Genomic DNA, 18,558 nt, shown 5'->3' with positions numbered 1-18,558 from the left:
ACCCCACGTATACCGCGCCGTGCCCAGCGCTCCTACCGCGCGGCACACGGGCCGGCAATCAGGATTAAAGGAAGACGCCGTTGGTCGAAGCAGTCACCGCCTGGATTGAAGCGGTCATGGTCACGCAGTGGATCTATCCGCTGGTGGGCAGCCTGATCTTCCTCGACTGTTTCTTTCCCGTCCTGCCCTCGGAGGTCCCCCTCAACATGGTGGGCGCGTGGTCGGGTTCGCAGGGCTATCCCCACATGCCGACGATGTTTTTCGTGGCCATCTGCGCCGCCGTGCTGGGCGATAACCTGTGCTTCCTCCTGGGCACGCGGCTGATCTCCCTGGTCAACCGCGTGCAGAAGGGCTCACGGGCTTATCCAGCCCTCGCCTGGGTCAAGCGCAACATGCGCAGGGGCGCGGGCGCGGCCATTGTCATCGCCCGCTTCATCCCCTCCGCGCGCCTGTTTATGACCATTCTCTTGGGCTCAATGCGCTACCCGTGGCCGCTGTTTTTCTTCTTCGACACCATCGGGGTGACCATCTGGGCGGCTCAGGCGCTGGCCATTGGTTACCTCGGCGGCATGGCCTTCCACGGCAACCCGGCCATCGCGGTGATTGTCTCCATCATCGCGGCAGTAATCATCGGCTTCGGGCTGCAAAAGGCCCAAAACGCCGTGATTGAGTGGTGGGATACTCGGCGCGGGTACGCCGAGACCCCCTAGGTGCGCTTAGAGCGCCTCGACTCCCTGAGCCTGCAGGCCCTTGGGCCCCTCGGCGATCTCAAAGCTCACCTTCTGGTTTTCCTCCAGGGTGCGGAAACCGGTTCCGTTGATTTCGGTGTAGTGGACAAAGATATCGCCGGAGCCGTCCTCCATCTCGATGAATCCGTAGCCCTTTTCAGCGTTGAAGAACTTCACAGTTCCTTGTGCCATGAGTATGCACCCTTCTTGTTGTGTGCGCGGCCTCGTGTGGTGGCGCGGGGCGCGCGGAAATATATGGACACGAGCTCCCAGTGCGGTGGGCACCCGCCGGCACACGGGCCTTCGCCAGCACCCTAAAATACTTGTGCTTAAAGCACTGACTTAAAACACTGCGCTAAGACTTTTCGGCCTGCCCACCAGTGTGACACGTTTCCACCGTGGGCGATAGTCTAGACACCTAGGAACTGGAGAAAGGGGGTAGCGTGACCAACCCCTTGGGCGAGGAGCTACTCGGGCTGCTGCAGCGCCGCTACGAGGAATCCACGTGCACGTATTCCACGACCCTGCCGCCCAGGCCCGCGCGCTACGCCGAGTGGCCCGTCTGGGTCCTGCCGCAGCTGCGCAGCGCGCTCAGTGACACCGGCATCACCCAGCTCTACTCCCACCAGGCGCAGGTCGCTGAGGCCGCCTGGCAGGGCCACGACGTCGTGGTGGCCACGGGGACATCCTCAGGAAAATCCCTGGGCTACCTGCTGCCCATCCTCACCCGCCTGTGCGAGGATCCCACAGCCTGCGCGCTCTACCTCACACCCACCAAGGCCCTGGGTTCGGATCAGCTGCACGCGGTGATGCGCCTGTGCCGCGCACTGGATGCGCTGGGCAGCATCGCGCCGGCCGGCTACGACGGCGATACCCCCACCGAGGCGCGCGCCGGCATCCGGGAGGATTCCCGTTTCCTCTTCTCCAACCCGGACATGGTGCACATGTCCCTGCTGGCCGCGCACCAACGCTGGGCCCGCGTGCTGCGCCACCTGCGCTTCATCGTCATCGATGAGTGCCACTCCTACCGCGGGGTCTTCGGCGCCAACGTGGCCTTGGTGATTCGCCGCCTCCTGCGGCTGTGCGAGCACTACGGCTCCCACCCCGTCATCATTTCCGCCTCCGCCACCATGAAGGACCCGGCCCTCCACGCCTACCGGCTCACCGGCCGCCGCACCGAGGAGGTCACCGAGGATGGTGCCCCCACCGGCGCGCGCACGGTGGCGCTGTGGGAGCCGGGCTTCATCCCTGGTGCTGAGGGCGAGCACGGCGCTCCGGTGCGCCGCGCTGCCACCACGGAGGCGGCAGGACTGATGGCCACCCTCATTGCGGAGGGCGCGCGCACTCTGACATTCGTGCGTTCCCGGCGCGCCGCCGAGGTAGTGGCCCTGCGCACCGCGGAGGAACTCTCCGGCGTGCTGGGCCGCCCTGACTTTGCCCGGCGCGTAGCGGCCTACCGGGCGGGCTACCTGGCCGAGGATCGGCGCCGCCTGGAGCAGGCGCTTGACGATGGCTCCCTGCTCGGCGTCGCCACCACCTCCGCCCTGGAGCTCGGCATCGACGTGGGCGGACTCGACGCGGTGGTCACCGCTGGTTTCCCCGGCACGGTGGCTAGCTTCTGGCAGCAGGCGGGCCGCGCCGGACGCCGCGGGCAGGGCTCCATCGTCATGCTCGTGGCACGCGATGAGCCGATGGACACCTACCTCGTTCACCACCCCGAGGCGCTGCTGGGCAAGCCCGTTGAGGCCAGCGTGTTTAATCCCTCCAATCCCTATACTTTGGTCAGTCATGTGTATTGCGCGGCCGTCGAGAAGCCGCTGAGTGAGAGTGACGTGGCCGATTTCGGCGCGGCCCAGGTGGTGGAGCACCTCGCGCAGCAGGGCGTGCTGCGCCGCCGCCCGTCCGGCTGGTTCGCCGTGCCCCAGCCGCCGGAGGCCGCGCTGTCCCCGGAGAGCGCCCACAGCGCGGTGTCGCTGCGTGGTGGCTCCGGGGAGATGGTGATGATTGTGGACAGCTCCGACGGCCGCGTGCTGGGCACCATCGACGCCGCCCGGGCCGCCGGGCAGGTGCACCCCGGCGCGGTCTACCTGCACCAGGGCGAAAGCTACGTCATTGAGGAGCTGCACCTGGCGGACTACGTGGCGCTGGCTCGGCCGGACTCCCCGGAGTACACCACCCAGCCCAGCTCGGTGACCGATATCCGCATCGTGCGCGAGGCCGACGAGCTGGTCAACTACGCCCCGGGCCTGTGGGTGGCCAGCGTCGAGGTGGAAGTGATCAACCAGGTAACCGGCTACCAGGTGCGGCTTGCCGATGGCACCGTGGGCGAGACCGTACCCCTAGACATGCCGGAGCAGCGCTTGCTCACCCGGGCGGTGGCCTACACCATCGATCCGCTGGCACTTGCAGCGATGGGTGTCAGCGCCGCGGATGCGCCGGGCACGCTGCACGCCGCCGAGCATGCAGCCATTGGGCTCCTGCCGCTGATTGCGACGTGCGACCGCTGGGACATCGGCGGTGTGTCCACCACGGAGCACGCCGATACCGGGCTGCCCACGGTGTTTGTCTACGATGGCCACCCCGGTGGCGCCGGCTTTGCCGAGGAGGGCTTCCGGCGCTTCCCGGAGTGGATCGAAGCCACATTTGAGGCGGTGCGCTCCTGCCCGTGCGAATCCGGCTGCCCCTCGTGCGTGCAGTCCCCGAAATGCGGCAACGGGAACCAGCCACTGGACAAGGCCGGCGCCATCAAGCTGCTGGGCGCGCTGGTGACGATGACCGCCGGCGGCCCGCCCTCCACCTAGACCGGCCCTGCCCGGGCAATGGCCTCGCGCCCGCGCACCGTGGCGGTAGCGATGACGTCCTGGTCACTGACCTGGCAGCCCACCAGCTCCGCCCCGTTGAGGCCCGCGGTGTGCTCGGCGGCCGCGCAGGCATCGTTGCCGCGGGTGATGCTCCACGCGCCGGCTACCGCGGAGAGGTCCGCGGCCACTTGCGCCTCGTGGCGGGCAACCACACGCGCGCCCACCGCCGCCACAGCAATGAGCAAGCCCGTGAGCGCCGCGATGATTCCGGCAGTCACCACGGTGGCATAGCCAGCGTCATCCGCGTGGGCGCGGCGCCGCCCTGGGCACGCGGGCGTCACTGGTTGCTTCCCGTCTGGCCGATTTCCGCGGGGAAGACCGCCTGCGCGCGCATCGTTCCCAGTGGTGCTGGGACTTCCGCCCGCGCGGTGACCAACCCGCCGCTATCGGTGACCATGATCTCTACTCCTTCGCGCTGGTAGTCCACCCCGATGGCGTGGGCGCGGGCGGCGGCCCCGGCGGCGTCGACAGCCGCGAGGTGCGCGGACATGGTGGCAACCCCACCGACGATGCCCGCGGCGACGATCACCAGTGCCGACAGCGACAGCGCGGCCTCGATGGTGACCGAGCCGGTCTCATCACGGATGCTCATGAGCCCGTTTAGCCCGGCGTGTTCGAGAGGGCGTCGGTGATGATGGACTCGATGGCGTCTGGGACTTGGCCGCCGTTAATCACGGCGTAGAGCACCGCGGCCAGGGCGGCTGCCGCTAGGCTCCCCATGGCATATTCGATTGTGCTCATACCGCTGTCATCGGCGAGTTTTCCCAGCTTATCGCCCATATTCTTCGCGCGAAAGCGCTGCACTAGATACGTGTACATAGTGTTGTCCTTCCCCCGGTTCCACCACAGCCGCGCGCAAGCACCGCTGCGTGGTCACGTAGTTCTTTCATTGGTGTCTCAGTTGATTTCCGGTTTGAATTCTCGGTTGGATTTCTCGGTTGGTTGTCAGTTGGTTATCGGTCGGAGTGATGCTCACAGGAGCTGCTGCCCCAGGCTGATAATGACGGGCACCAGCCCCACGATGATGAATGCTGGTAAGAAACACACGGCCAGAGGCGCGGCGATGAACACGCCGGCCCTTTCGGCCGAAGCAGTAGCCTGCGCCGCGGCCTCGGCGCGCAGCTGCGCCACCAAGCGGTGGCACCCGGATACCATCGCCGCGCCCGAATCCCCTGACATCTGGGCCAAGCGGACCATGCCCGCCAGATGAGGTTCGGCACGCAGCGACGCCCATGCGCTATCCATGGGAACGCCCACCCCCAGCAACGCTGCCGCCTCCCGCCACGCGGGCGAGGTGGTCGCGACGGCCGTGACCGCGGCCTGGGCCGACATTCCGGCATCCAAGCAAGCAGCGAAAAGCTCCAGGTCACAGGCTGCGTCCAAGGGGCCAAGCTGGGGGCGCGGACCGTCGCGAGGGGTCTTCACCCGCAGCAGCGCCCTGCGCTTGGCCGGGCCCTCAGCACCTCGTAACCGCGCCCGGGGTGCTGCGTCTGGGAGCACCAGGGCCGCCGCACACAACAGTGCCGCCATCATGCCGCTGCCCTCCGCAGGATCCACCGTGACCACGCAAAGCCCGCGCAGGCCAACCCCACACCGATGACGAGGAGAACCCCGCCCAGCCCACCGCCGAGCAGGAAGCCCAGGGAATCCGCACCCATCGCCCCGCCCATGAGCACACCCGCCGCCGGCAGACCAGCCAGGATGAGTGCGGTAGCCTGCGGGCCCTGCAGGGAGGCCTCGGTGGCCTGCGCGTGGCGCTTGGCTGCGTCGAGCTGATTCTGTGCCTGCTCCACCAGCCCGGCCAGGGCCACGCCGTGCTCGGCCGACAGCGCCACCAGGCTGCCCAGACGGCGCAGCTCCGCGGAGGTCAAGGCCTTCTCTGGGCGTCCGCCGTGCGCCGCCAACCCGGCTGCGGTGCGCAGTGAGGTGACCAGACTCTCCGGCGCGGAATCCGGCAGCGCCTCCACGCCGTGCTGCAGTGCGGCGGCGGTGGTCGCGCCCGCGCGCAGCTCCGCGGCCACAGCACCCAGGTAGGCCGCCAGGGCCTCTCGCCCGCGGCGCTCACGGCGCGCCGCCGCAACGTCTCCGGCGTACCACAGCGCGCAGCCCACCACGCTGGCGGCAGCCAGGGCAATGCTCACCCGGCCCAGCAGCACGCAGGCAATACCCGTCGCGGCCACAGCCACCGGCAGCAAGCGGCGCTTCGGCGGCTCGGGCTGTAGCCTGCGTACCACCGCCGGTGGGTGAATGCTCAGGGCCAGGGCACACAGGAGATACGTCATGACGCCCCCAGACGCGCGCTGAGCTCAGCAAAGCCCTCTCGAGGGCCGCCTTCAGTGCTCCACACCAGGCGTGGGACCACGGGGTTTCCCTCCAGCACACCGATGTGCGCCAGCCTGCGACCGTGAGTTGTGCGCTCCATGCCCAGCACCACGTGTACCGCCGCGGCCAGTTGCGAGTGCAACGAGGCCCGGTCCAGCCCGCCCAGGGCGGCGAGCGCCTCCATGCGCGCGGGCACCTCATCCACCGAGTTGGCGTGCAGCGTGCCTGCCCCGCCATCATGACCCGTGTTGAGCGCAGCGAGCAGTTCGACCACCTCGGCACCGCGGATCTCCCCCACCACAATGCGGTCTGGACGCATGCGCAGCGCCTGCTGCAGCAGGAGGGACATCGAGATTTCCCCGCGCCCCTCCGCGTTCGCCCGGCGCGAGACCAGGGTGACCACGTGCGGGTGCACCGGGGCAAGCTCCGGGGTGTCCTCGATGATGAGCAGGCGATCGCTGGCCGGCACCTCCCCCAGCAGCGCGGCGAGCAGCGTGGTCTTGCCGGAACCGGTTCCGCCGATCACCAGGAAGGACGCCCGCTTGGCGACGATCCCGCGCACCACCGCCTCCACCTCCGGTGCGATGGTCCCATTGCTCACCAACTGTTGCAGGCTAGTCTGCGCCTGACGCAGCACGCGCAGGCTCATGCACGTCCCGCTGGCCGAGGGCGGCGCCAGCAGTGCGTGCAGGCGCAGCACCGTGCCATCAGGGCGGGTCAGGCGGCCATCGGCAAAGGGCTGGGCATCATCCAGGCGCACGCCCGCCACCGCGGCGAGCCGGGTGGCCAGCTGGCGGACCTCGGAGTCGTCGGCAAAGCGCACGTTCACCTGCTCCAAGCCGTTGCCGCGATCAACAAAACACGAGCGCGGCCCGTTAACCACCACGTCGCTCAAGCCCGGCAGCGAGAGCACCGGCTCGAGCACGCCGAGGCCTAAGGAATCATGGCGCAGGCGCTGCAGCAGATCCAGCACGTCGACGTCGCTGATCACCCCAGCTTCTTGCCGGATGCGTTGGGCTAGCGCCGTGGCATCGCGGGCGAGTTGTGGTTCGGTGGCCAGGACACCGCGCATGGTATCGATGAGACTCATACCGCCACCTCCCATGCTGCTGCCTCCCACGCCGCCTGGGCGGCCGCGCGCAGCGACCCCGGCAGCCGACGCGGCAGACCCCCGGTCTCGCAGGCCTTGGTCAGCCCGCGCAGCGTGGGAATCTCCGCGATGGGCTCGGTGTGCACGAGCGCCGCGATGTCGTTGGCGTCCAGCCCCGACCACTGGCGGTGACGTACCACCACCGAGCACGGCTGCTTGCGCGCGCGCAGTATCGCCACCACCTCGGCACAGGCCGCCGCCGAGCGCACCTCCGCGGCGGTAAGGATGATGACGTGGTCCGCCCCGACGGGCACGTCCCACGCCGGGCAGTCAATGACCACGGGGGCGGGATGCAGGCACGCAGCCTGGATGATGGATTCCCGGCGCGCCGGCTTCATGCTCACCGGGGTGGTACTGCGCGCAGCTGAGAGGACCGCCAACCCACCTGCGGAGGGCAGCGCCCTGGCCAATTCCACCGGGTCCACGGCGCCCGTGCCTGCGGCAAAGTCTGGCCATCGCGCACCGGGCTCCGACTCGATGCCGGCGAGCAGGTCGAGTCCGCCGGAGTAGGGGGAGGCATCGACAAGCAAGGCAGCGTCCGCCTCCCTGGCAATCGCCAGCGCCAGCGTTGAAGTGCCCACCCCGCCCGCCGAGCCTGTCACGGCAACCGTGGGCGCGCTGATGGTTTCCCTGCTGGGATGAGATTCTTGCGCGAGTGCGGCGAGCAGCCCCTTCGATTCCGCCGGCAGGATGAAGGCGGCCTGGGCGTGGCAGCGCAGCGCGGCTTCGTAGTCGATGGGCCCTGGGTCCGCCGCCACGAAGAAGACGCGCGGGTGCTCCGCCACCAGCCCCGCGGTCAAGGCATCCGCGATGACCACGTCCGCTTTGGGCAGGTAGCGCGGAAAATCCCGGGGATCCTCGATGGTGAGGACCTCCGCCGTGCTGGCGGCTGCTGCCGAAGCCGCCTCGGCACGCAGGGCTGAGTCCCCCACGGCCAGAGCAAGAAGTTGTGTGTTCATGGCACCAACTCTGCGCGAGGGCCAGCGCGCACACTAGGGCGAAAAATCTGCCTGTGGATAACCCAGCCCTCAAGCACCCCGCAGTGCCGCGGAGGATGACACGTCAACGTGCGCCTGTGGATAACACCCCGAAAAAGCCTTGTTACACGACAGCGTAAATTGCCCACGTGATGAGGAAGCCAACTACGCCATAGACAGTGGTTAAGCTGGTCCAGTACCTCAGTCCTTGCTTCACAGAGAGACCCAGATACTTGGTCACAATCCAGAAACCCGAGTCATTAATGTGTGAAAGCCCTAGGCCACCGAAACCAATAGCCACCATCACGAGTGCGCCTTGAATCGTCGAAAGCTGTGCGTCTGTAATCGGTTGGGCAAGCAGTCCCGCGGTGGTCAAAAGTGCGACTGTTGCAGACCCCTGAGCAGCACGGAGTGCGGCTGCCATAACAAATGCCATCAAGATGAGCGGCAGACCAGTATCGATCAGAATTTCTGATAGGACGTCACCGATTCCAGACTCGACAAGCACATTGGCGAATCCTCCGCCAGCGCCGGTGACAAAGATGATTACCGCGACCGTAGGCAAAGCAGAATCCATCACGTCAGTACTGCGCTGGCGATCCCAATGCTGCTGACTGCCAAGTACAAACCAAGCGACGATAACGCTGATGAGAAGAGCTACTGGCGAGGAGCCGAAGAATGAAACGAAGGTATAGAGGGCACTACCTTCCGTTGCCATCATTTGTCCAGTAGTTCCAACCATGATGATCAAGATTGGGAGCAGAATCAGCGAAATAACAGTCCACGGTGACGGCGCGTGATCGAAGTCTTCGATCACTTCGATTTCAGCCGGAGACTTCCCTCGTTCAATGGACTCCACCTTAAAAAGTTTCACAGTGAAGAAGCAGATTGCCGCTGTAACAGCTGCAACCGGAAGCGCGATGGTAAGTAGCATTCCTGCATCCTGTCCAAGAATCTCAGCAACTGCTACCGGACCTGGATGCGGAGGAACAACAACGTGAACTGTCAAGAGCGTTGCCGCAACTGGCAGGCCAATCTTGAGCGGATTGATCTTCGCGACGGCTGCGAAACCGAAAATGATTGGCGCAAGGATAATGAATCCGACGTCGAAAAAGACTGGAATACCTAGGATAAACGCGGCAACGGTAATAGCTACTGGGACTCTTGCCCTACCGAGTTTGTCCGTAAAGTAGTTGGCTAGAGATTGGGCACCACCAGATTCTTCGATGATCCTGCCGAGCATCGCGCCTAAGCCAACAACGACCGCTACAGATCCAAGTGTCTTGCCAACACCACCTGTCACCGTGGAGACTGCATCAGCCAAGGGAATGCCGGAAACTACCGCGGTAGCAAGTGCTACCAGCATCAGGGCTACAAACGCAGGCATTCGGACCCAAATAACCAATGCCAGCAAAACTGCAACCGCGAGTGCTCCCAGCAGGAGAAGAGAAGTTCCTGTCACTTAACTAACCCTTCTGTGCGGGATCCGTTGGCGACACGATACGGATAATGGCTGAATCATCGACTGCAGCCATGTCACGTGCAATGGCCTGTGAGTACTGCTGTTGCGCAGCAGCGGCGACAGGCACAGCAATTCCAGCTTCTTTCGCTGCTGTAGTGACAATGTCCATATCCTTGACGAAAATGTCCATACGAGACTTCACCTCAGCACCATCTTCGGTGTACGCCTCGAGCATCCGCTGACCGCGGTCGCCCAACATGAACGAGGACGCGGCACCCGACATCAGCGCATCGAGTGCGCTTTCCTGATCTAGGCCAAGCTTGCCTGCCAACGCCATTGCCTCACCGGCAGCAGCAATATGGACACCACACAAGAGCTGGTTTACAGTCTTGAGCGCTTGTCCCTTTCCTGGGTTGTCTCCAACGATGACAAGGTTTCCAGCCATGCACTCAAGGACGCCGCGATGCTTCTCGAGAAGCTCGGGATAAGCACCTACAGTCACGAGGAGATCTCCTTCGCCTGCGCGCACCGGCCCACCGGAAACGGGAGCATCAATAAGCCCGAATCCTTCCGATTCCAAACGCTGAGCTGCCTTTTCAACGGCTGCAATGCCAACCGTCGAGATGAGAAGAATAGTGGCTCCAGGCTTCAGCGCGCTGGCGATTCCGTCGTTCCCAAACAGCACTTCGTTGAGCTGCGCTTCGTTTCGAACCGCGAGCAAGACAAGATCTGAGTTGGTGACCGCTTCACGCGAGTTATCAAAAGTTGCAATTCCCGTTTCTTCGGCGAGAGCCAGCCTCTCAGGAGAGATATCCACGCCATTGACGTGGAATTGCGTTGAAAGATTGGTGGCAATGGGAAGGCCCATAGCACCCAGACCGATGACAGTGATGACAGACGTCATTATGTGCTCCTTGAAATTTCGAAACTTAGTTACTGAGACGAGAGACAACGTCCACGAGTGACTGGTCGTTGCCTACGTTTCCGGCAAAGACGATGTACGGGATGCCTTCCGCGGGGCCGTCTTCGGACTTCCACAGGCTGATGATTCCCGGCTGCATCGGCCCGACAACCGTTGCTCGCGTCATTTCAAGTCCTCGCGATGCAGTATCAGAGGATGTGATTCCGCCCTTTGCAATGACAAACTTCGGCGTAGATGTCGTGACAACCTTGTTGACTGCCGAAACCAGAGCTGCGGAGACAGTGCGTGCGATTCGCAAGCTATCATCTTCATTTTTTCCTGTGACCAGCGTCCGCGACGTGTGCAGGACGGCATTACCATGCTCCAATGTCTGGACAATTTTCTTCGCAAGTGCATCCACGTAACCTGATTCATCGTCGAGAACCTTGTGTACGTCGAGCTCAAAAATGGTGGCCAAATCCGATGCGACCAAGGCATTCAGCTGACGCGTAGTCGTTGGCACATGGGAGCCGACGACAATCAAACCCCCTACGAGATGGTCTTGGGTAACTCCTGCATTTTCTAGGGACTGCTCATCCACAACCGCAGGGATATCTTGCCCGATAACCGCACGGACGAACGGCGGGCCAACCCTATAAATAAACTTCTTGCCGCTTGATTCTGCAACGTGTAGCGCTACAGCCAGAAGGCGCAGATCCTCCTCGGTCACTACATCAACAACAATGGGGCTTTGATCAGTTGCTGCTTGAAGAACGTCAGCTGCTTTCCCCGCGCGAAGAGTATCGAGAGAAATTGACAACACGTCCGACGCAGGGACTCGGCCTTCTGTCTTTTCCTCGACCCACTCGTTGAGCTTGGAGCTGTGGTAGCCAAAGCTTGCGTCTTGGGCGAACTCAGTTTCAGCCACAGGGCTAAATCCGTCGAGCTTGGAGCCCGCATAGTGAACGCCATCGATAGTCACGCGTCCGGCATCGGGAAACGCAGGCACAAGGAGATATCCATCCACGTCTTCTCCATGCTCATGAGAAATCTCCGCCAGAGTGTCTGGCTCTAGCGGAAAGTGCCCTCTCAGGGTGGAGTCAGACCGAGAAACAAAACTCAACTTCCGCCCCTCGGAAGCTGCCAGCGCAGAGCGAGCAACGTCTTCGTTAATTCGGCGCGCATCTTCAGGCGACAATGACCTCGAATTCGTCATGACATAGATAGCCGGTGCGCCCTGGGAGAACGCCCACTCCATATCTTCTTGCGTCCAACGCGTTAGGACAGGCAAATCACGCACGGACTGCGTACCCGTCGGATCGTCATCAAGGACGATGAGTATGTCATTGCGTTTGGGAACTTCAGCAGCATCAATGGCTACTGGCGGGCGACAATTCTTAGTCAATTCTGCGAGAGAAAAGGGCACGGGACCCCTCCTTACTTACCAGTGGACAGACCTCTGAGGACTTCACGTGTAGTGTGTCACCTTGCATCGAAAATGTAAAGCAGCACAACGAACGGAGGCAGATCAAACTGGAAAGCTGCCAGAAATACTCACAAACTAGTGGAATGGGAAGTCAGCGTCAGCACCTTCGACATATGCCTTGATGTCATCAAACGTCTGCCCCATGTGACCGCGCATCGCATCCTTAGCCGCTTGGGTGTCCCCAGCTTCAATAGCAGCAAGAATCCTCTCGTGATGCCGAATCGCCCGTTCCCGAATTTCCTCCACGCTATTGGTTTCCAGGCGAGAACTCGCGAGCGCCCCTTTTAGCGGCAACATCATCGCACGCAAAAATGGGTTGCCCGTCGCGTCGAGAATTGCGTCATGAAAGTCAACATCGGCGATGGTTGCAGCTTCAGAATCATCGCGCTCAGACGCATCTTTATATCGCTGCAAACTCCCCCTCATGCGTTCAAGGTGAGAGTCAGAAATGTTGTAAGCAGCGAGCCCCGCCGAACCTACCTCGATCATGCGCCTCAGCTGTGTCAGGTACATGCCTACCTGCTTTTTATCCAACTGCTTCGAAAGCGCATATACGACTGTTCTGACATCGGTCCATTGGCTCTGAGGTTGAACGAATGTACCGCGACCGTGAATCACCTCGACCACCCCACGGTTTGCAAGAGTTCGGACTATCTCACGTGATGTCGGACGTGAAACTTCCAAGTATTCCGCTAGCTTTATCTCGCCCGGCAGCGCCTCGCCTTCGGGGAATGTCCCGGCCACAATCTCATCAAGAAGCCTATAAACGCCTTCAGTTACGCGGTCGATGCGCATCAAGTTCCTTCTCTCATGGGTTGCCTCTCAACGTTAACGCGTCAACTCCGCGCCAAAGCCATAGTCCCTAGTACATACATCGCCTGTTGCCGCTTACTGAAAACGGAAAAGTTCGATTTACGCCACAAAGCCCCTACGCTTTCCGCTGCAATGCAAATTTCCGAAGCTCATTCTTATAGTCCAAATAACGAATTAGTACCACATGAGCGCAAGAATAGGTGATGGCCCGCGCCTCGGGGGGGGTGTGCGCGGGCCATCGAAGTAACCCGGCCTCGGGGGGGTGAGCCGGGGCAGGCCGCACTGTATATCGGGGCCTTGCACCGCTCATTATGGCATGGACTCGAAGAGATGACAATAGCAACCGGCCATCAATTCTGTGGCATGCCGCGCTGGGCTGGTTTTCGCGCGCCGCGCTGGGGCGGTTCTGGCGTGCCACACTGCGCCGGATTGGCGTGCCACGCCGGGCCTGTCGCCGCAGGTTTCCCCTAGAATCGAAAGGCAATGACGCACACGCCCCAGACCCCAGCTCCCGTCGCGGCCCGCGGCGGGCGCGTTGCTGCGTTCTTCGATCTGGACAAGACCATCATCGCGACCTCCTCGGCCTTTGCCTTTGGCAAGGAATTCCTCAACAACGGCCTCATCACGCCCTCCGAGGCCCTTCAGCTCTCACTGGCCAAGGCCGGCTACATGCTCGCCGGGCAAAGCAGCGAGCAGATGGACTCCACCCGCGACCAACTCGCCGCCATGATCCAGGGCTGGTCCGTGCGCGAAGTGCACGACATCGCCGTGGAGACCATGCACTCCGTAGTCACCCCAGCCATCTACGCCGAGGCCCGCGAGCTCATTGAAGCCCACCGCGCCCAGGGCCATGAGGTGGTGATTATTTCGGCGTCGGCAAGCGTGCTCGTACGCCCCATCGCGCAGGAGCTCGGCATCGAGCACGTAGCTGCCACGGAGTTGGCCGAGGAAGACGGCCGTTTCACCGGGGAGATCACCTTCTATTGCAAAGGCCCCGCCAAGGCAGACGCGCTGACCTCGATGGCGGACAAGCTCGGCGTGGATCTCGCCGCCTCTTATGCCTATTCCGATTCCACCACCGACATCCCGATGCTGGAACTGGTGGGCAACCCCGTGGCCGTCAACCCCGAGCGGGGCTTAAAGAAGCACGCGCTGGAACGCGGCTGGCAGGTGCGCACCTTCAAGGACCCCGTGCCGCTCATCCCCAAGCCCAGCGCGCGCGAGATCGGGATTAGCTCCGCCGTACTGGCAGGCATCGCCGCCGTCGCCGGCGGCGTGTGGCTGGCCCAGCACCCCGGGCTGGTGTCTTCAGTCTCCGCCAAGCTCTTCGGGCCCAAGCGCGGGCTCTAAGAAGTACGGGTTCTAGGCGGCGCGGGCAATGCCGTCGGCTTCAGCGGCCCCGGCCTCCCAGGCCTGCATGAGCAGGCCCAGCAGCTCCGCGGGTTCCTGCGGGTAGGCCGCCAGGGCGTCGGCATAGCTCTGGCGATGCCGGTTGAGGTAGGTCTCCGGCACGGCCAGGCCGCGCGGATCCAGGCCCGTGTGTATCGCTGCGGCCCGGGCTGTCACCAGCGCCACGCAGGTGCTGCGCGGTCCAAAGAGCTCACGAGCGGCAATCTCCGCGTGCACCACGGCGGGAAGCAGCACGTCGAAGTCCCGGCCCGCCCCTTGCGTGATGAGCTGCGCCAGGGCCTGCGCCGCCGCGGGCTCAGCCGCTGGGGTGCCGGAACCGCCGGCGGCAACGTCCACCCGGGCAAGCACCTGGATGGGCGCCCTGGCAAAGACGCGCACGGTGCGCTCCTGAACCCCCGGCCCCAAAAGCGAGTACGCGCTGACCACCGGCCCCAAGGGGCCTGCTTCCACCTCCGCGGGTTCCACGGCGGGGATGCGCTTACCGCCCAGTGCCACGCAGGCACGCGCCCCGCGCAGCAAAGACTCCGAGGAAATGACGTCTGCCCTGCGCAGGGCGGCGGGACGCCGGTGCACGCGGGCGAGGGCGGCCGCAGCACGCTGCGCCGCCTGGGCCACCGCCGCATGCTCCATGAGCGGGGTCAACGGGTCAAAAGTCGGCATAACGATTAGGATAACCCCGTACCCTCTTCGCGAGCCTAGCCCCATGAGCTTTCCAAAAGCCATTACTATGGCCCATATCGACTAAAAATAAACGCGCTGAAACAAACTGTAGGAGTTTTTACCGTGAGCAACGAAGGACTATTCACCGACGGGACTAATCAGTTCGCCCCCAAGGTTGATGGAATCCCGCTGAGCGATGTTGACACCTCCCGCCGCGGCGAGGCATCCATCGGCCAGCTGGTGTCCAACGCCACCGAGCAGATGTCGCAGCTGGTGCGTTCCGAGGTTGAGTTGGCCAAGACCGAGCTCGCAGCCTCCGCCAAGAAGGGCGGCATCGGCGCCGGCATGTTTGGTGTCGCCGGTACCGTGGCCCTCTACAGCTCCTTCTTCTTCTTTTTCTTCCTGGCTGAGCTGCTGGCCAAGTGGATGGACCGCTGGGCAGCGTTCCTCATTGTCTTTCTCATCATGATCGTCGTCGCCGGCGTTGTTGCCCTCATCGGCGTCAAGCAGATCAAGCAGGTCAAGGCCCCGGAGAAGACCATCGAATCCGCCAAGCAGCTCAAGAAGCTGGTACCGGGCAAGGCCACGAAGTCCATCGACCGCGGCCTCTACACCTAAAGTTTCACCCGCGGCGCCGCCTGCGCGCCGCAGTGCATAGCACCCCGTTCCCGCCTGAGATTCTCTCGGGCGGTTTGGTGTTTCTGGCCCCCTTAGCCGAAAGGATGTCATGGCTCACTCTCCGCTGTCCCCCTCTGTGGTGGAACTCGACGGCCCCTTCAGCCACGAGCTGCTCCACACCCGCGGGTTGCGATTGCACGCCGCCACCGCCGGCGATCCGGCCGATCCCTTGGTCCTGCTGCTGCACGGTTCCTTCGGCGGCTGGTTCGATTTCCGCGCGGTCATCGCCCCGCTGGCCGAGGCCGGCTTCCACGTCGCTGCGATTGATATGCGCGGCTTCGGCATGTCGGATAAGCCCCCGGTGGAGCTGGGCCAGGACATCCGGGCCGCAGTGGGCGACGTCTCCGGGGTCATCCAGGCGCTCGGGCATGATGATGCCTTCCTCGTCGGCGCCGACAGCGGCGGCGCGGTGGCCTGGGCACTGGCCACCCAACGCCCCGAGCGGGTACGGGGGCTTGTCTCCGTGTCCTCGGCACACCCCACGGACCTGCGCCGCGCCATGGCCGCCCGCCCCTGGGACTTCAGCTGGTTGCTGCTGCGCGCCCTGCTCTGCCACACCGGCAACGCTGTCAGCCGCCACAATCCCTTGCTGCGCGAGTCTTCTTACCAGCGGGAGATGGCGCTGAACACGCTGAGTTCCTTTGACAGCAGCGCCCGCGAGGAGGCCCTGGCGCTGCGCATCACGGCCTCGCGCATCGGCAGCGTGAGCCGAGGCATCGTGTGGAATCACCGGCTGCGCACCGCGGTGGTGCCGCTGGCCTGGATCGACTCCAAGGTCTCTTGCCCGGTGCTCTTCATCCACGCGCAGCAGCACCTCTGGCAACCGTTGGCCCGGCGCGCGACGCGGCGCTGCACTGGCAGGTTCACGGCCACCTCCATTCCGGGGACCAAGAATCTGCCTTTCCTGGAGAATCCTCGGGAGTTTTCCGCGTCACTTATCTCTTGGCTGCGAGATAAGTAACAGACACATGGTGTCCGAGCGTCACCCCACAAAGGGGTGGCGCTTTTCGTCACTCCTGTCACAAACATGCAGGTGGGTGAATATTAACTAACGATGTATAGTTTCTAAACACGACGCATACTATCCAAATCCTTGTATATGAGAGCGCGCCCCGGTAGCTTCATAGAAAACCGCTTGAAGGTTTTCCCACTGTTTATCGCGACACGGAGGTCTCTCCCCCTCATGACCATCAAGAAGACTCTTGCTGTGGTGTCCGCAGCTTCTCTGTCTCTCACCCTGGCTGCTTGCGGCGGCGGCGAAGGTGGCAACTCCGCCGCCAGCGGCGAGAACTACGTCACCGCCTGGGGCAGCGAGCCGCAGAACCCGCTGATCCCAGCCAACACCAACGAGACCGGCGGCGGCCGTATCATCGACTCCATCTACTCCGGTCTCGTCTACTACGACAAGGACGGCGAGACCAAGAACGAGCTGGCCGAGTCCATCGAGCCCAACGAGGACAACACCAAGTTCACCGTCAATCTCAAGGAGTCCACCTTCTCCGATGGCTCCCCGGTGACCTCCAAGAACTTCGTTGACGCCTGGAACTACGCCGTGGCCAACGACCAGCTCGCCGCATCCTTCTTCAGCAACATCAAGGGCTACAAGGAGGGCGTCGAGAAGCTCGAGGGCCTGCAGATCGTCGACGATCACACCTTCACCATCGAGCTGTCTTCCCCGGAGCAGGACTTCCCCTCCCAGCTGGGCTACTCCGCGTTCTACCCGCTGCACGAGTCCGCCTTCGATGACATGAGGGCCTACGGCGAGAATCCGATCAGCAACGGCCCCTACAAGCTGGCTGAGTGGAACCACAACGCTGACGCCACCGTCGTACCCAACGAGGAGTACAAGGGTGACCGCACCCCGGCCAACGACGGCATCAAGTTCGTCTTCTACGCCTCCCAGGATGCGGCCTACGCCGACCTCCTCTCCGGCAACCTCGACGTGCTGGATTCCATCCCGGATTCCGCTTTCGACGTCTACGAGGCCGACCTCGGTGACCGCGCCGTGAACCAGCCCTACGCCGGTTTCCAGTCCTTCACCATCGGCGAGAACCTCGAGCACTTCTCCGGGGAGGAAGGCAAGCTGCGCCGCCAGGCCATCTCCTACGCCATCAACCGCGAGGAGATCACAGAGACCATCTTCAAGGGCACCCGCACCCCGGCCACCGACTTCACCTCCCCGGTCCTGCCCGGCTTCTCCGAGGACATCAAGGGCAATGAGGTTGTCAAGTATGACCCGAAGAAGGCCAAGGAGCTGTGGGCCAAGGCCGATGAGATGAACAAGTGGGAGTCCCCGTCCTTCGAGATCGCCTACAACTCCGACGGCGGCCACAAGAGCTGGGTCGACGCCGTATCCAACTCCATCAAGAACACCCTGGGCATTGAGGCCGTGGGCGCCCCGTACCCGGACTTCAAGTCGCTGCGTGACGAGGTGACCAACCGCACCATCAAGACCGCCTTCCGCACCGGCTGGCAGGCAGACTTCCCGAGCCTGGGCAACTTCCTTGCCCCGCTGTACGCCACCAACGCCTCCTCCAACGACGGCGACTACTCCAACCCGGAGTTTGACAAGCTGCTCAACGAGGCCGCAACTTCCGCTACCGATGAGGAAGCAGCCAAGAAGTACAACGAGGCGCAGGCCATCCTCTTTGAGGAGCTTCCGGCCATCCCGCTGTGGTACCCGAACACCACCGGTGGCTTCTCTGAGGCCGTGGGCAACGCCGCCTTCAACTGGAAGGGCGTCCCGGTCTACGAGGCCATCACCAAGGAGTAATCCCTCCGGAGTCCGCGCCTCAAGGCGCTCGCCCACCCCGGTTCCGCACCAGCGGGCCGGGGTGTTGCCGTTCTACCCGCGGCGCGCTCCACCCCAGCACCCCCACACGTAGTCATTAGGGCGAGCTATGGATGTTCAGCCATTAACAAAGCGGGTGCCCCCGACCACGTGGCGACGCCCCCATCTCACCCCACCACGCACGCCCGGCATTGGGGCGTATTAGCTGCGGCTACTGGAATCTCAGCTGCTGAGAAGTCAAGAAAGAATCAGTTTCTTGTGATTTGAGCAGCTCTATAGATTTCTAACGACAGTGGATCACACACTAATATGCCGGGTA

19 protein-coding genes are annotated in these 18,558 nt (G+C 63.4%); 6 read left to right on the top strand and 13 right to left on the bottom strand.

The window, feature by feature from the left end:
* The first annotated feature begins 80 nt into the window (after nucleotides 1-80).
* Nucleotides 81-710, top strand: coding sequence for a DedA family protein (locus Q4E25_RS04450; RefSeq protein WP_303154492.1), 630 nt, complete (start codon nucleotides 81-83; stop codon nucleotides 708-710).
* Nucleotides 711-716: 6 nt separating this feature from the next.
* On the opposite strand, the gene Q4E25_RS04445 is transcribed toward Q4E25_RS04450, so the two are convergent.
* A complete protein-coding gene (locus tag Q4E25_RS04445) occupies nucleotides 717-920 on the bottom strand; it encodes a cold-shock protein (RefSeq protein WP_303154489.1) in 204 nt (67 codons plus the stop codon).
* Nucleotides 921-1,171: 251 nt separating this feature from the next.
* Here Q4E25_RS04445 and Q4E25_RS04440 point away from each other — a divergent pair, with 251 nt between their 5' ends.
* On the top strand, nucleotides 1,172-3,529 hold the full coding sequence (locus Q4E25_RS04440) for a DEAD/DEAH box helicase (RefSeq protein WP_303154486.1): 2,358 nt from the start codon (nucleotides 1,172-1,174) through the stop codon (nucleotides 3,527-3,529).
* On the opposite strand, the gene Q4E25_RS04435 is transcribed toward Q4E25_RS04440, so the two are convergent.
* The 11 genes from Q4E25_RS04435 to Q4E25_RS04385 all read right to left on the bottom strand — a co-directional run bounded on the left by Q4E25_RS04435 (nucleotide 3,526) and on the right by Q4E25_RS04385 (nucleotide 12,682).
* Nucleotides 3,526-3,870: an Rv3654c family TadE-like protein gene (locus tag Q4E25_RS04435; protein ID WP_303154484.1), complete on the bottom strand. Its 345-nt coding sequence runs from the start codon at nucleotides 3,868-3,870 to the stop codon at nucleotides 3,526-3,528. The genes Q4E25_RS04440 and Q4E25_RS04435 overlap by 4 nt on opposite strands.
* Entirely contained in the window at nucleotides 3,867-4,181 is a 315-nt protein-coding gene (locus Q4E25_RS04430; protein ID WP_303154483.1) for a hypothetical protein, read from the bottom strand. The genes Q4E25_RS04435 and Q4E25_RS04430 overlap by 4 nt, the downstream gene beginning before the upstream one ends.
* 8 nt (nucleotides 4,182-4,189) lie before the next feature.
* Nucleotides 4,190-4,369, bottom strand: coding sequence for a DUF4244 domain-containing protein (locus tag Q4E25_RS04425; protein ID WP_303154627.1), 180 nt, complete (start codon nucleotides 4,367-4,369; stop codon nucleotides 4,190-4,192).
* Between the two features lie 192 nt (nucleotides 4,370-4,561).
* A complete protein-coding gene (locus Q4E25_RS04420; protein ID WP_303154481.1) occupies nucleotides 4,562-5,122 on the bottom strand; it encodes a type II secretion system F family protein in 561 nt (186 codons plus the stop codon).
* Nucleotides 5,119-5,871, bottom strand: a complete 753-nt coding sequence (locus Q4E25_RS04415) for a type II secretion system F family protein (protein WP_303154480.1) — start codon at nucleotides 5,869-5,871, stop codon at nucleotides 5,119-5,121. The genes Q4E25_RS04420 and Q4E25_RS04415 overlap by 4 nt, the downstream gene beginning before the upstream one ends.
* Nucleotides 5,868-7,001 (bottom strand): TadA family conjugal transfer-associated ATPase, encoded by a 1,134-nt coding sequence (locus Q4E25_RS04410; RefSeq protein WP_303154478.1) that lies wholly within the window; start codon nucleotides 6,999-7,001, stop codon nucleotides 5,868-5,870. Before Q4E25_RS04410 ends, Q4E25_RS04415 begins: the two co-directional genes overlap by 4 nt.
* Entirely contained in the window at nucleotides 6,998-8,020 is a 1,023-nt protein-coding gene (gene ssd, locus Q4E25_RS04405) for a septum site-determining protein Ssd (RefSeq protein ID WP_303154477.1), read from the bottom strand. The genes Q4E25_RS04410 and ssd overlap by 4 nt, the downstream gene beginning before the upstream one ends.
* 142 nt (nucleotides 8,021-8,162) lie before the next feature.
* On the bottom strand, nucleotides 8,163-9,500 hold the full coding sequence (locus Q4E25_RS04400) for a GntP family transporter (RefSeq protein ID WP_303154474.1): 1,338 nt from the start codon (nucleotides 9,498-9,500) through the stop codon (nucleotides 8,163-8,165).
* A 4-nt stretch (nucleotides 9,501-9,504) separates the two neighbouring features.
* Entirely contained in the window at nucleotides 9,505-10,404 is a 900-nt protein-coding gene (locus Q4E25_RS04395; RefSeq protein ID WP_303154472.1) for an NAD(P)-dependent oxidoreductase, read from the bottom strand.
* A 25-nt stretch (nucleotides 10,405-10,429) separates the two neighbouring features.
* Nucleotides 10,430-11,827: a four-carbon acid sugar kinase family protein gene (locus Q4E25_RS04390; protein ID WP_303154471.1), complete on the bottom strand. Its 1,398-nt coding sequence runs from the start codon at nucleotides 11,825-11,827 to the stop codon at nucleotides 10,430-10,432.
* 135 nt (nucleotides 11,828-11,962) lie between these two features.
* Nucleotides 11,963-12,682, bottom strand: a complete 720-nt coding sequence (locus tag Q4E25_RS04385; RefSeq protein ID WP_303154468.1) for a FadR/GntR family transcriptional regulator — start codon at nucleotides 12,680-12,682, stop codon at nucleotides 11,963-11,965.
* Nucleotides 12,683-13,183: 501 nt separating this feature from the next.
* Here Q4E25_RS04385 and Q4E25_RS04380 point away from each other — a divergent pair.
* A complete protein-coding gene (locus Q4E25_RS04380) occupies nucleotides 13,184-14,050 on the top strand; it encodes an HAD family phosphatase (RefSeq protein WP_303154466.1) in 867 nt (288 codons plus the stop codon).
* Between the two features lie 12 nt (nucleotides 14,051-14,062).
* On the opposite strand, the gene Q4E25_RS04375 is transcribed toward Q4E25_RS04380, so the two are convergent.
* Nucleotides 14,063-14,770, bottom strand: coding sequence for an oxidoreductase (locus Q4E25_RS04375; protein WP_303154464.1), 708 nt, complete (start codon nucleotides 14,768-14,770; stop codon nucleotides 14,063-14,065).
* 123 nt (nucleotides 14,771-14,893) lie between these two features.
* Between Q4E25_RS04375 and Q4E25_RS04370 the strand changes: the two genes are divergently transcribed.
* The 3 genes from Q4E25_RS04370 to Q4E25_RS04360 all read left to right on the top strand — a co-directional run bounded on the left by Q4E25_RS04370 (nucleotide 14,894) and on the right by Q4E25_RS04360 (nucleotide 18,221).
* Nucleotides 14,894-15,388 carry a phage holin family protein gene (locus Q4E25_RS04370; RefSeq protein ID WP_303154462.1) on the top strand — a complete coding sequence of 165 codons (495 nt, stop codon included), beginning with the start codon at nucleotides 14,894-14,896 and terminating at the stop codon, nucleotides 15,386-15,388.
* A gap of 109 nt (nucleotides 15,389-15,497) precedes the next feature.
* On the top strand, nucleotides 15,498-16,409 hold the full coding sequence (locus Q4E25_RS04365) for an alpha/beta fold hydrolase (RefSeq protein WP_303154460.1): 912 nt from the start codon (nucleotides 15,498-15,500) through the stop codon (nucleotides 16,407-16,409).
* Between the two features lie 222 nt (nucleotides 16,410-16,631).
* Nucleotides 16,632-18,221, top strand: a complete 1,590-nt coding sequence (locus Q4E25_RS04360) for an ABC transporter substrate-binding protein (RefSeq protein WP_303154459.1) — start codon at nucleotides 16,632-16,634, stop codon at nucleotides 18,219-18,221.
* Nucleotides 18,222-18,558 lie beyond the last annotated feature (337 nt).

Origin of the sequence: Corynebacterium sp. (genome assembly GCF_030532325.1) — a bacterium.
In the GTDB taxonomy this organism is placed as follows: Bacteria; Actinomycetota; Actinomycetes; order Mycobacteriales; family Mycobacteriaceae; genus Corynebacterium.
Note: the sequence above shows the minus strand (reverse complement) of the source record. Positions and strands in the feature narration are given on the sequence as shown.

Bases quoted from the DNA above. Each gene is read 5' to 3' on its own strand.
- Q4E25_RS04445 (WP_303154489.1), bottom strand. From the start codon at position 920: ATGGCACAAGGAACTGTGAAGTTCTTCAACGCTGAAAAGGGCTACGGA.
- Q4E25_RS04425 (WP_303154627.1), bottom strand. From the start codon at position 4,369: ATGGGCGATAAGCTGGGAAAACTCGCCGATGACAGCGGTATGAGCACA.
- Q4E25_RS04430 (WP_303154483.1), bottom strand. From the start codon at position 4,181: ATGAGCATCCGTGATGAGACCGGCTCGGTCACCATCGAGGCCGCGCTG.
- ssd (WP_303154477.1), bottom strand. From the start codon at position 8,020: ATGAACACACAACTTCTTGCTCTGGCCGTGGGGGACTCAGCCCTGCGT.
- Q4E25_RS04415 (WP_303154480.1), bottom strand. From the start codon at position 5,871: ATGACGTATCTCCTGTGTGCCCTGGCCCTGAGCATTCACCCACCGGCG.
- Q4E25_RS04380 (WP_303154466.1), top strand. From the start codon at position 13,184: ATGACGCACACGCCCCAGACCCCAGCTCCCGTCGCGGCCCGCGGCGGG.
- Q4E25_RS04360 (WP_303154459.1), top strand. From the start codon at position 16,632: ATGACCATCAAGAAGACTCTTGCTGTGGTGTCCGCAGCTTCTCTGTCT.
- Q4E25_RS04395 (WP_303154472.1), bottom strand. From the start codon at position 10,404: ATGACGTCTGTCATCACTGTCATCGGTCTGGGTGCTATGGGCCTTCCC.
- Q4E25_RS04420 (WP_303154481.1), bottom strand. From the start codon at position 5,122: ATGATGGCGGCACTGTTGTGTGCGGCGGCCCTGGTGCTCCCAGACGCA.
- Q4E25_RS04365 (WP_303154460.1), top strand. From the start codon at position 15,498: ATGGCTCACTCTCCGCTGTCCCCCTCTGTGGTGGAACTCGACGGCCCC.
- Q4E25_RS04385 (WP_303154468.1), bottom strand. From the start codon at position 12,682: ATGCGCATCGACCGCGTAACTGAAGGCGTTTATAGGCTTCTTGATGAG.
- Q4E25_RS04375 (WP_303154464.1), bottom strand. From the start codon at position 14,770: ATGCCGACTTTTGACCCGTTGACCCCGCTCATGGAGCATGCGGCGGTG.
- Q4E25_RS04410 (WP_303154478.1), bottom strand. From the start codon at position 7,001: ATGAGTCTCATCGATACCATGCGCGGTGTCCTGGCCACCGAACCACAA.